Origin of the sequence: Lacunimicrobium album (genome assembly GCF_052161635.1) — a bacterium.
Taxonomy (GTDB): Bacteria; Planctomycetota; Planctomycetia; order Planctomycetales; family Planctomycetaceae; genus SXPC01.
The window spans coordinates 4804984-4817320 of record NZ_CP197413.1 but is presented as its reverse complement, the minus strand read 5'-3'; the positions used below and the strand labels follow the sequence as shown (position 1 = coordinate 4817320).

Genomic DNA, 12337 nt, shown 5'->3' with positions numbered 1-12337 from the left:
AGGAAACGCACGTCGGCACATGAGTTGCGAAGATGTCCCTGTCCGCCGGTAGTAACTTGTCTACCAGCAGATCCGATTGCAGCACGCAGGAGATAGGCATCATGCACAACGTCATTACACACAATTCCTATTGGTACACCGGCGTCGACGGAATCCATGATCGTCCCAGTCTCGGGACCACCGTCAGCACTGAAGTCGCGATCATCGGCGGCGGGATTACTGGATTGACGGCGGCGCTGTGTCTCCAGAACGAAGGCAAAGATGTTGTGTTGATTGATGCTGGCTCAATTGGCTCAGGGACAACGGGAGCAACCAGTGCGCAGATCAACGTCCATCCCGACCAGGGTGCTAAGGCATTGATCGACAAACATGGCCTCGAACATTCCAAGCTGATCACCCAGGCCCGCAGGGAAGCCATCGATCAGATCGAAAAGTGGGTCAAGAAATTCAAGATCGATTGTGAGTTTGCCCGCGTTCCGGCCTTCAGTTACACAGAACATCGCAATCGACTCGGCGACCTGAAACAAGAGTTCGAAAGCCTCTCGGAACTCGGTCTTAAAGTCGCGTTGACACCTGAGTGCGACTTGCCATTTCCTGTTCAAGGTGCGGTTCGTGCAGGAAACCAGGCCCGCTTCCATCCGCTCAAATACCTCAACGGGCTGGCGGACGTTTTTACCGAACGTGGCGGGCGGATTTACGAAAACACCCGCGCGCAACCACCACGCCAAGGCAAGCCCTGCATCATTCAAACGGCCGATGGCGAAATCCTGGCTGACGATGTCCTCGTCTGTACGCATTCGGCCTGCCTGGGGATCTCGATCTTCGATCTCAAGGTCGCGCCGTATCAGTCTTACATTATCGCTGCTCGGATCGAACAGGACTTTCCGGACGGACTCTACTGGGATGATGACGATCCCTATCACTACATGCGTCTGCTTGATCCACAGAATCCCAACCTCGTTCTCATCGGCGGTGCTGATCACAAGACCGGGCAGTTGGAACACGAGCAGGATGCGTGGGCGAAACTCGAAGAATATGCGCGAGAACGTTTCAATGTCTTGGAAGTCGTCACACGGTGGTCCGGGGAGTATTTTGAACCAGATGATGGGCTTCCTTACGTCGGCAAGGTTCCAACGATGTCGAACGTCTATATCGCGACTGGATTTCTCGGAACGGGCCTGACTTTCGGAACGATGGCCGGACACATGCTGAGCGAGCAGGTCATGGGGCGGACTGGTCCTTTGAACTCGATTCTTTCGACGTCACGTGTCAGCCCGATTGCCTCGTCGGCCAACTTCGTCAGCGAAAATGTCAACGCGGCCTGGCATTTCGTCACAGATCGCTTCAAAGGCGAAAAACTTGATCACTTCGACGGGCTCGCCAATAACTGCGGCCAGTTAATCGTGCATGACGGCAAGCAAATTGCTGCCTATCGAGACGACACCGGCAAGCTTTTCCTCTTGAGCCCAACCTGTACGCACGCAGGTTGTCATGTCCATTGGAACGATGCCGAGAGAACCTGGGATTGCCCCTGCCACGGCGGACGTTTTGCACCAGATGGGAAACGTCTTTACGGGCCGCCGACTCGGGACCTTGTGCCGATCGATCTGGGTCAGATGAATGGCCAAGGCGGCAAAAGCCAGCCGTAAACGAAAACAGCCCCACAAGTGTGGGGCTGCGGGGATCAAATCTCAGGGGTATGATAGGGGATAACGGAAAAGACGGATTTGAAGAAAAAAACGTTAAACCCTCTGAGCAAACTCCCTTTCGCGTTTGCGAACTGACTCGAACAATTCTAACGATCGTGAGCGACTTCAATTTCCGATGAGCCAACGCCGGCGGCAATGGTGAGTGTTTCCATCCGTCGGATTCGGCAACCCGTGGGGGCTTTGATACACAGCACGACACGTGACGGGCTCGTGCGAACGACTTGAATTTCAATCTGATCGCCCGCGAAAATCTTTTCGCCAGGCTTACGGCTGAGGACTAGCATGGAAACATCCTTGGACTAGGTCGGCCCAACTTCTGAGTTGAGCAAGTTAACGTCTCAAATGACGTAGCCAATCTTGAGCCAAAGATGGCTAAATCCACAAGACAATGCTGCTCTAGCACTTACTACTGGTCTTACCACATTTGACTGCAAGCCCAACCTTACGCGTTACTGCACAGTGACGCAAAATGCTACACTTATTTCGCCGCGACCGGTTAGGATCTAGAATTGTGAGCGTCGTGTGAACTCGGCACGGCTGACACAGCCGTGGCACACTGAAACGGCGCTAATTCAGTTCTGTCTCGAACAGTTTTAGGATGCGTCGGTATTCGTCGTACCAGCTGGTTGGTTGCACGAAGCCGTGGGGTTCGACGGGGTAAAGGGCGACTTCCCAGTTGTCTTTTTTGAGTTCGATGAGGCGTTGAGCCAGTCGCGCGGTGTCTTTGAAGAAGACGTTGTCGTCGACCATGCCGTGGCAAATGAGGAGGGGGTCGGCCAGGCCGCTGGCGAACTCGATCGGGGAGCTGCGGAAGTAGGCTTCGGGGTCGGTTTCGGGAGTGTTGAGGATGCTGGCGGTGTAGCCGTGGTTGTAGTGGGCCCAGTCGGTGACGGGGCGTAACGCTGCTCCGCAGGCGAATTCTCCCGGTTTTTTGAAGAGGGCCATCATCGTGAGGAACCCGCCGTAGGAACCGCCGTAAAGCCCGACACGTTTCGCATCGACCTGATGATTTTTGGCCAGCCAGTCACGACCATCGAGCAGGTCCTGGACTTCCGGCTCGCCCATGTGTCGATAGATCGCGGTCCGCCAGTCGCGGCCGTAACCAGCCGAGGCGCGGTAGTCCATGTCGAGGACGACGTATCCCTTGTAAGCCAGCAGGCTGTGGAACATGAACTCGCGGAAGTACTGCGACCAGCCTTGATGAGCGTTCTGCAGGTAACCGGCGCCGTGAATGAAGAGGACAGCAGGGCGTTTGGAATTTTTCGCCAACGCCTGCGCGGACTCGCCGGGTGGCAGGTAGAGACGGGCATAGATCTGCTGGCCGGTGACTGATGGGACGGTCACGAACTGTGGCTTGATCCAGGGGAGTTGAAGGAACTCCGGTGCAACGGTTTGCGTGATCTGTTTGGATTCTTTCGACTCGCCGATGTTTTGAATCACCAGTTCCGGCGGCATGAGCGCGGTGCTGTGTGTGACGAGGAGTTTGGATTCGTCGGGGGAGACGAGGAAGTCATTCATGCCGCCGAGTTTGGTGAGTTGTTCGATCTTGCCGGTCCCGATTTCGACGCGATACGCTTCGTAGATACCCGGGTGGTCGACGTTCGCCTGGTAGTAGATGAACTTGCCGGTTTCGCCGAGTTGAAGATCGCTGACGACGAACTTGCCGGTGGTGAGTTGTTTCGTCTCCCCTGTCGCGACATTCGTGACGTCGAGCATGGCATAGCCGGTCTCTTCGGAGGTGTAGGCGATCGACTCGTTGTCGTTCAGCCAGTCGACGCCACCACCTCGGCTGACCCAGGCCTCGTCGTAACTGTGATGCAGGTTCTTGAGTTGTTTGGCTTCCAGGTCGATACTGGCGATCCAGCGGTCTTTGTTGTCATCGGAGTAAACCTGCACGACGACCCGCGTCCCAGGCTCGTTCCATTGAATACCGCCGACTTGCAGAGTGCGGAATTTGCTGGTGTCCTTTTTGGGCTTGGTGTCCCCGTCTTTCTTCTCGCCGTCGGGGGTTGAGTCTTTGGCTGGCTCGGCTTTCGAGGAGTCTTCAGTCTTCGGTTCTTCCTTTGGTTTCTCTTCGACCTTGGGCTCCGCCTCTTTTTGGGGTCGTTGAGCTGCGAGCCACTTCTTGCCGGCGTTACGAATTTCTTCGAGACGATCGACGTTGAAGTCGGGCAGAGTTTCGAATTTCAGCTCGAATTTCTCTCGTGTCATCAGGTCGAGCAGGTACAGCTGGTCCGACTCCGGCTTGTCGGTTCCGACCAACGAACGGACATTGCGGACATTGACGTACCCCGATTCATCCACGAACTGCGGCATCTTGTCGGTCGTCCCGCGATCCGTGCTTTTCGAGGCAAGAATGACGACACACCAGCGGTCATCCGGCGAAACCTCGGCTCGTTCGAGACGACGAGCGTCCCCCAGATACCACGGCAACGGAGTTCGCGTTGGATCGGCAGCCTGCTCGATTTGGGACTCCTCTCGTGCCGCGTCTTGATCATCCCGTTGTTTTCGCAGCACATCGAAAAGACGAGTCTGCTGTTCTTTGAGATAGCCTTCGCGGTCCTTCTTGCGCTTCTCGTCAGGATCATTTTCCATGCGGAGATCGACGAGTTCGGCTTCCAGTCCCGTTTTCAAATCGCGAGCGAGAATGACATCATCCCGCTGGAACATCAGACGTTTGCCGTCGGTCATGAACTTCGGGGACGACTCCCGATGTCGGGTCCGGGTCAGCTGTTGAATCTCGCCGGTTTCGAGGTTCTTGAGGAACAGATCCCCCGCGCGATCGTAGGCTTTCCGCTTTCCATCAGCCGAGAGAATGCCGCCCGGCGTGTCCATCGTGCCGAGGTCCTTATCCTCAACAACACGCAGAATATTCCCCGCCAAATCACTTTGAAACCAGTCGCTGAGCTCCGAGCCGGCCCGCTTCCGCTGGTAATAGATCGACTGGCTGTCATCTGCCCAATAGCCACGTTGCGGCGACCGACTGATCCACTCCGGATCGGACATGATCCGATCGAGGGTGATGCCGGTAGCCGGTTTGACTGCCGACTCCTGAGCGTCCGCATTTTGAATCAGGAGAATCGCGAACAGAGCCAGCGTCAAAGCGAAGGCACGAAAGCAAACAGCAGCAAGTCGCATGATGTCGAATCAAATCCTGAAGCAAGCCAAGTCCGGTCCGAGCGCACGAAACCGACGAATAGCATGGGGTGGGATTGCGGCGGGTCACTCTCAGTCTAGTCGGTGAGTCGTTTGATGCAAGGAATTGCAGTCACTTGCGGAATGCTCGCGAATTTGGTGCGGTTCGAGGACTCACCAGCACCCTACCGACATTTTCCGACTCAACCTTCATCCTTCCGCCGCTGTTACGATTTTATTATCATTGGCCGTTTGCCGATTTTTCATACGCCAAACTGCTGAGTCCCACGCATGTCTGAAACCCCTGCTACTACCATCGAATCGCTCCGCTGGAAGAAGATTCCTGTTCTTGATGATGGATTCGTCTGTCTCGTCGATGCGATGGGGAACGACAGTTCGGTTGTTCAGGCAGCCCGCGTCAGCTACGGCGAAGGGACCAAGCAGGTTTCCGACGACCGGACCCTGATCCGTTATCTACTGCGTCACCGACACACGACGCCGTTTGAGATGGCGGAAATCAAGATCCTCGTCCGCGTCCCGATGGACTGCTGGCGTCAGTGGATCCGTCACCGCACGGCCAACGTCAACGAGTATTCGACACGCTACTCCGTCGCGATCGATTCGGCCCAATCAACGCCGGTCGATCAGTGGCGAACCCAGGCCAAATCCAACCGACAAGGCTCTGGCGATCCGCTGCCGACCGATATCGGCGAAACGTTGTCCAAAGCCGAGTATGAATTCCAGCAGGCCGCACGACGGCTGTATCAGGAACGTCTCGATGCGGGTGTCGCACGTGAACAGGCTCGCAAAGACCTGCCGCTGTGTACTTACACCGAAGCCTACTGGAAGGTCGACCTCCACAATCTGCTCCACTTCCTCGCCTTGCGGATGGACAGCCACGCCCAATTTGAAATCCGCGAATATGCCACCGCGATCGGCAAGGGGATCATCCAGCCGTTATTCCCGGTCGTCTGGGAAGCCTTCGAAGATTACCGCCTGCATGGCCACAGTTTCTCTCGCCTGGAAGTCGGCGTCATGCAACGCCTGATCGCGTTTGGCGTCGAGAATCAGAAAGTCGCCCCGTTCAGCATTGATGACTTCATGCAGGTGCAGGATGAGTCCTGGAGAAGCTTGACGAGAAGCAGAGAACGCGATGAATGCCTGGGGAAGATGACGGATATGGGGCTGGTGAAGTAATCCTCCCTTCAGAGCCGCGACCGAAAGGAAGCGCACTCTCGTCCCTTCTCCCTTGAGGGGAGCCGCATTCTGTCCCTTCTCCCTTGAGGGGAGAAGGTGCCCGAAGGGCGGATGAGGGTTGGGTATAGGCAACAGCCGATTCCCATTGGCATAATGAACGACAGGCAATAAATCTCTCCTTGTTCCCATTTCCCCTCCCGCTGGGAATCAGCAGCGCGAATGGGTATCCTAAATGTTCGAAGAAATGACGTGCTTCTCGAACGGACTTTTGTAATGAAACGCAACTGGCGATTCCTTCTGACATGCCTGGCAATAGTCGGGTTGATGTTGGTTGGACGTGCGCCGGCTGCCGAGCGCCCCAACATTGTCTTCATCCTCGCGGACGACCTCGGAGCGACTGACCTGGGCTGCTATGGCAGTTCGTTCTACGAGACGCCTCGGATCGATGAGCTTTGTCAGTCCGGGATGAAATTCACGCGGGCTTACGCAGCGTGCCCGGTTTGTTCGCCGACGCGGGCCAGTATTCTCACTGGCAAGTACCCGGCTCGCGTTGGAATTACGGACTGGATTCCTGGTAATAAGTCGGATGGTCGTCTGCTCGAGACACCTGAAGACCTGCATGACCTGCCGCTGGAAGAAGTGACGCTCGCGGAGACGTTGGCAGCCAACGGTTACGAAAACTATCTCGTCGGCAAGTGGCATCTGGGGAAGAAAATTTCTCGCCCTGAAACGCAGGGATTTACGAATTTCTTTACGCCCGGCGAAGCGAAGAAGGAAGATCAGGACAAGCCTGACAATCAAAAGTCTTTTCTCTCACCTGCTCTGGCAGACGCGAGCGTGGAGTTCATCAACAAGCAGACCGACGAGAAGCCGTTCTTCCTCTATCTGTGTTTTCATGATCCGCACACGCCGATAGTTGAATACAAAGACACGATCGAGCACTTCAAAGCAAAAGCAAAATCTCTCCCGACGAACGAGACGGAATCGCAGCCGGAACATCAGGGGAAAACACGCCTCGTTCAAAACAACCCGGCTTACGCCAGCATGGTCAAGGCGATGGACACTGCAGTTGGGCGTGTCCTTGATGCCTTGAAAACCAAAGGGTTTGAAAGCACCACGATCGTCCTCTTCACCTCCGACAACGGTGGGCTCTCGACATTGAAGAACCCCGGTCCAACGTCCAATGCGCCCCTTCGCGCCGGCAAAGGTTGGTTGTACGAAGGGGGGATTCGTGTCCCACTGATCGTGAGAGCACCGGGATTCACCAAAGAGGCAACGACGTGCGATACTCCGGTCATCAGCATGGATTACTATCCAACGCTGTTGGAACTTGGCAGTCTCCCTTCTAAACCGGAACAGCATGTCGATGGAGTCAGCTTCACGACATTATTAAAAAACGAAGGTCACCAGCAGGAAAACGCCCAGGCTCGCGGCCTCTATTGGCATTACCCACACTATCACGGCTCGACGTGGACGCCAGGAGCGGCAGTCATTTTGGGGAGGCATAAGCTGATCGTTTTTTATGATCCTTCCGGTCCAGGAATCAAAGCTGATGAAGATACTCCATTTTCTGAGCATCATGTAAAATACGAGTTGTACAACCTCGTTAGAGATCCGTTTGAAAATCATCCTGCCAACAACGATCCCGTAGTTGCTTGGACATGGTTTGAAGATCTAACCAACTGGCAGAAAAACGTCGGTGCAAAACTGCCGACCATTCGCCCAGCCCCTAAGCCCTAATACCCAAGCCCTAAGCCCTCCCATGTCCGAACCACTCACATACAAATCGTCCGGCGTTGATCTCGACCTCTATCAGGAAGCGATGGGGCGTCTGCCGTCGCTGGCGCAACGGACCTTCACGCCGCGGGTCCAGCAGCTCACCGGCGGGTTTGCGGGGCTCTTCCGTCTATTCGGCGATGGGAAGAAGTACACCGACCCGGTTCTCGTCTCCGGAACCGATGGCGTCGGGACGAAGCTCAAGCTGGCTCACATGTCGAAGAAGTACAACACAATCGGGATCGACCTGGTCGCGATGTGTGTCAATGACTGCCTCTGCTTAGGAGCAGAGCCGTTGTTCTTCCTCGATTACCTCGCCCTCGGCAAGGACAATCCCGATCTGATCGCCTCACTGGTCTCGGGGATCAGCGATGGTTGCGTCGAAGCAGGTGCGGCTCTCATCGGCGGCGAGACAGCAATCATGCCGGATGTCTATCCCAACGGCGAATTCGATCTCGCGGGCTTCTGCGTCGGCGTGGTCGAACGCGATAAGATGATTACCGGCTCTCGCATTCAGCCAGGCGACGTCGTGATCGGCCTGCCATCCAGCGGCGTGCATTCCAACGGCTACAGCCTGGTTCGCAATATCGTCTTCAAGCACGCCAAACTGACCGTCAACGATTACGTCGAGAATCTTAACGCGACGGTCGAAGATGTTCTGCTCGAACCGACCAAGATTTACGCCCGTCCGCTCAGCGAACTGCTGTCTGAAGACGAGCGACGCTGGTCCGTCACTGGTATCGCCCACATCACCGGCGGCGGGTTGATCGAGAACCCGCCACGCATCCTGCCGGAAGGCTGTCGCATGGAGATCAGCAAGAAGGCCTGGCAGGTCCCCGACCTCTTCGGCTGGCTGCAAGCCCTTGGCAACGTCCCGGAAGACGAAATGTGGCGCGTGTTCAACATGGGCATCGGCCTGGTTCTGACCGTCAAAGAGTCGTCTGCAGACACCGTCATCGAGAACCTGAAGAACTCTGGCGAATCGCCGATGGTTCTGGGCCGCGTTGTCTCTGGCGAAAAAGGAATCGATCTGCTTTCGACATCCATTCGGTAGGCAAGAGAAGACTGGAACGCAGAGTTCGCGGAGGGGAGCGGAGGACGCAGAGCAGATTTTTGATCTCTTCAAGAGTTTCGTCTTGAAAGGAATCTCGCCTCGTCTCGACTCGATCGTGTGACTAATATTCTTTACTGCTTCTCTGTGACCTCTGCTCAACTCCGCGTCCTCTGCGTTCCAGTCTCGTTCCAATCATGACAACAAAAGCCGACCAGCCTGATTATTACCGCGTGTGGTTGACGTTCCTGCGGAACTCGTTTCTTCGCGAGTTTTCCTTCCGCTCGAACTTCATCATCAACATCATCACGCGGGCGTTCTGGTTTGTTTCACAGCTGCTGTTTTATGAGATCATCTACACTAACGTGCCCATGGTCGCAGGCTGGACCCGCGCGGAGTACTTCGGCTTCATGGCGACGACGATGCTTGTCAACTCGATGGTCGAAACGTTTTTCATGCCCAACTGTGCCCAGTTGAGCGAGCATATTCGCAAGGGAACGCTCGACTTTGCGCTCGTGAAGCCGATTGATACGCAGTTCCTGATCTCGTTCGAACGGATCAACCTGCCGATGCTGTTTCAGTCGGGGATCGCGCTGGTGTTGCTCGGGTATTCCCTGCAGGGTATTGAGCAGCTGCCGAGTCTGGTGAACGTCATCAGCTACATCGGCCTGATTGGCGTCGCGACGGTCTTCTTCTATAGCCTGATGATTGCGCTGGCGAGTACGAGCGTCTGGTTCGGACGAAACACAGGGCTGTACGACTTCTGGTTTTACGTGACGATCTTCGCCCGTTACCCGTCAGATATTTACTCGGGCTCGCCGGTCGCGGAGATGCTGCGGTTTGCGTTTTCGTACATCTTGCCGATTCTGGTCGTGATGACGATTCCGGCCCGGCTCATTGTTTCGAAAACACTCGAGCCGAACTGGATGACAGGCTGCGTCGTGCTGACAACGGCGGTCGCCTTCTTTGTGTCGCGCAGGATTTTCCAGTGGTCACTGTCCAATTACCGCAGCGCGAGTAGCTGAGCGGCTACTTCTTTTTCTTCTTTGGTGGCGCGTCCTCATCGTCATCCAGGGCAAAGTCTTCGCCGAAGCCCATGTCATCGCCAGAGAATTCGAGGGTTTCGAATTCATTGGTCGCTGAACCTGAGAAGTCGTCTTCTTCGACTTCGAGTTGCTCACCATCATCTTCGAAGCTGTCGTCAGCGAATGATTCCTGACCTGCTTCTTCGTCTTCGACGACAGCGGCTTGCTTCTTCTTCCCAGACGCTGCCCCACCCATTGTAACAGGCGAAACGAGATACAACGCACAGTAAACCGGGACCGCCAGCAGCGCGACGGCACACAGCAGGGTCACCCCAGCGATGATCTGCAGGCCCATCGGCGCTTTGTCCGCGGCTTCCAGCCACATGGAAATAATCAGAAACGCCAGAATTCCAGCCGTGGGCCAGAACAGGAAGGCGGTCAGGGAAACTGCAGTCGTTTTGGTCACAGGTCAGTCCACCGTCAGCAGGAAGTGAAAATTGGTCAGCTTGTCCACTTTACCTGTTTTTTTCGACGCCTGACAACAACCAGCTTGCCCCGCGGGTGAAAAAGGAGCCTTGATCTGCCATCCCGGAACGCCCGTGCATAGTAGAACCGTCATGATCGGTACGCGCGGGGGGATGTCATCATGCAAATGCCCACGAGAAACCGCCGACTGCATTTTTTGTATCCACGCTCTCTGTCTGCTATAAGTGAGTTTGAGGATGGCAGGATGTCGCCTCTCGGAGGTAGGCAAGGGGGGCTCTTTGCCTACCTTTTCATTTGCATGGCGTCCGATGGTGCTTTAACGTCAGGGATCTCATCACCCCGACAACTTTGCTCGCAGTAGAAAAGTGCCCCCATGACAGAGAAAAAGAAAGCCAAAAACGTCGGCGGCTATCCGGAAGAAAAGCCAGCCAGCGAACCAACACCAGAAGCCAAACCAACGGGAACATCGACATCAACAGCCCCAGTCGAGGCTTCGAAACCTTTTCCGATCAACGCGGACAAGAAATAGCACCTGATACACAGCCAGAGGATTTCACTCCTGAAACGCGCTGCCATCTCGGGGTGCGATTAGAGCGAGCTGAGCATAATTGCCTTTAAGAAGGCAGGCATTTGAGTCATAAGCCAATTCACACCAGCCCGGCCAATCGAGGCCGAACGCATCGGGTGAATCTCAGTGACTTAGCGGGAAACGTATCAAATAGTCCGGCCAGGATTCGAACCTGAACTAACTGAACCAAAATCAGTTGTGCTACCGTTACACTACCAGACTGCAGCGAGTTCGGACGGAAGACCGTCCGACGTGCCATGACAATTTAGTCAATCGTCGGATTTCTGACAAGTGCCACTCGTGGCGGGTTCGTTGAAAAATCATCGCCTGTCGAACTCTGCTGATTTGAGGCGATTTCACTTCCAAACGCGAGATTGTCGAACGATTGCGTTACAATTCCCTTCAGGGCATGTCGCGACACGAAAAAGGGGCTATTCAGACGTGGAACTCTCGGTATTTGCCAGTGATGTCCTGCTGTCGGACCAGCTGGAAAAGAAGCTGAAGACGCCAAAGGGGGAGTTCACAGACCAGTCCCCCGGGGAGCCTGCTCGCTATAAGGAGCCGGTCCGTCCTGAAAATTTGCAGTTCGCTGCCCGTCGCACTGCCCCCGCGATGCCGAAGCTGTCGGCTTTTACCGATCCAGCCAAGCGGGCCATCGCGCATCATATCATGGCCAATCATGAGCTTCAGGCTCTGGAAGTGATGGCTGCGACGCTGCTCGCCTACCCGTCTGCCCCAGCGGAATTTCGTTTTGGGCTGGCGCGAGTGATGCTCGATGAGCAGCGACATACGCGCATGCACGCCGAACGGGCGAAAAAGCTGGGTGTCGAGTTCGGAACGCTGCCTGTGAACTGCTTTATCTGGAAGAAATCCCAGTCTTTCACCAGTGTTCTCGATTACCTGGCCGGGCTGCCGCTGGTGTTCGAAGGGGCCAATCTCGACCACTCGATGGAGTTCGCGGCGGCCTTTGAAGCTGCTGGCGACCTGAGATCAGCCCAGCTGATGAAGATCATCCATGACGACGAAATCGAGCATGTGAAGTTCGGAATCGAATGGTTACGACATTTCAAACCAGCTGGCCAAAGCGATTATGACTGTTTTACTGCCCATCTTCATTTCCCGCTGAAACCGACTCAGGCCAAAGGGGAACTGTTTCAGCTGGAAGCGCGTCGAAAAGCAGGCTTGGATGAGGATTTCATCACACGTGTGCAAGAGCTGGAATCTCGCAAAATCCATGGGCAAACAAAGCCTCTCAATTCCCGAGAGAATCATTTATAGGCAATTGAATTCCCTGTGGAACTGTTTCGGCGTAAACAGAGCCACGACCGTGTCTTCCGATGAATTTTTCTTGACTTAATCTTCACATTCCGGTTGAATAAGGTGCTCACTT

The 12337-nt window shown here is 55.2% G+C and carries 11 protein-coding genes and 1 tRNA gene; 7 read left to right on the top strand and 5 right to left on the bottom strand.

From position 1 onward, the window contains the following. The first annotated feature begins 101 nt into the window (after positions 1-101). Complete coding sequence (locus tag SH248x_RS19335; protein WP_459555965.1) at positions 102-1649, top strand: FAD-dependent oxidoreductase; 1548 nt, start codon at positions 102-104, stop codon at positions 1647-1649. 146 nt (positions 1650-1795) lie between these two features. Here the strand turns inward: SH248x_RS19335 and SH248x_RS19330 are convergent, their stop codons facing one another. Together SH248x_RS19330 and SH248x_RS19325 are read right to left on the bottom strand one after the other, a co-directional pair. Next, positions 1796-1993 (bottom strand): carbon storage regulator, encoded by a 198-nt coding sequence (locus tag SH248x_RS19330; protein WP_459555964.1) that lies wholly within the window; start codon positions 1991-1993, stop codon positions 1796-1798. 283 nt (positions 1994-2276) lie between these two features. Further along, positions 2277-4847 carry a prolyl oligopeptidase family serine peptidase gene (locus tag SH248x_RS19325; RefSeq protein WP_459555963.1) on the bottom strand — a complete coding sequence of 857 codons (2571 nt, stop codon included), beginning with the start codon at positions 4845-4847 and terminating at the stop codon, positions 2277-2279. A gap of 288 nt (positions 4848-5135) precedes the next feature. On the opposite strand from SH248x_RS19325, the gene thyX reads away from it, so the two are divergent. From thyX to SH248x_RS19305, 4 genes are all read left to right on the top strand, one after another. Beyond that, entirely contained in the window at positions 5136-6041 is a 906-nt protein-coding gene (gene thyX / locus SH248x_RS19320) for an FAD-dependent thymidylate synthase (protein ID WP_459555962.1), read from the top strand. Positions 6042-6314: 273 nt separating this feature from the next. Next, complete coding sequence (locus SH248x_RS19315) at positions 6315-7781, top strand: sulfatase (protein ID WP_459555961.1); 1467 nt, start codon at positions 6315-6317, stop codon at positions 7779-7781. A gap of 22 nt (positions 7782-7803) precedes the next feature. After that, positions 7804-8871: a phosphoribosylformylglycinamidine cyclo-ligase gene (purM, locus tag SH248x_RS19310; RefSeq protein ID WP_459555960.1), complete on the top strand. Its 1068-nt coding sequence runs from the start codon at positions 7804-7806 to the stop codon at positions 8869-8871. A gap of 194 nt (positions 8872-9065) precedes the next feature. Next, a complete protein-coding gene (locus SH248x_RS19305; protein ID WP_459555959.1) occupies positions 9066-9893 on the top strand; it encodes an ABC transporter permease in 828 nt (275 codons plus the stop codon). Between the two features lie 4 nt (positions 9894-9897). Here SH248x_RS19305 and SH248x_RS19300 read toward each other — a convergent pair whose 3' ends face one another. Beyond that, the gene (locus SH248x_RS19300) at positions 9898-10359 is read right to left on the bottom strand and encodes a hypothetical protein (protein ID WP_459555958.1); all 462 of its coding nucleotides are present in this window, start codon (positions 10357-10359) and stop codon (positions 9898-9900) included. A 3-nt stretch (positions 10360-10362) separates the two neighbouring features. Then, positions 10363-10572, bottom strand: coding sequence for a hypothetical protein (locus SH248x_RS19295; protein WP_459555957.1), 210 nt, complete (start codon positions 10570-10572; stop codon positions 10363-10365). Positions 10573-10752: 180 nt separating this feature from the next. Between SH248x_RS19295 and SH248x_RS19290 the strand changes: the two genes are divergently transcribed. Next, positions 10753-10908 (top strand): hypothetical protein, encoded by a 156-nt coding sequence (locus SH248x_RS19290; protein WP_459555956.1) that lies wholly within the window; start codon positions 10753-10755, stop codon positions 10906-10908. A 190-nt stretch (positions 10909-11098) separates the two neighbouring features. Here SH248x_RS19290 and SH248x_RS19285 read toward each other — a convergent pair. Beyond that, positions 11099-11169: transfer RNA gene (locus SH248x_RS19285), tRNA-Gln, on the bottom strand. Positions 11170-11388: 219 nt separating this feature from the next. Between SH248x_RS19285 and SH248x_RS19280 the strand changes: the two genes are divergently transcribed. Then, positions 11389-12225: a DUF455 family protein gene (locus tag SH248x_RS19280; protein ID WP_459555955.1), complete on the top strand. Its 837-nt coding sequence runs from the start codon at positions 11389-11391 to the stop codon at positions 12223-12225. Positions 12226-12337: the final 112 nt, after the last annotated feature.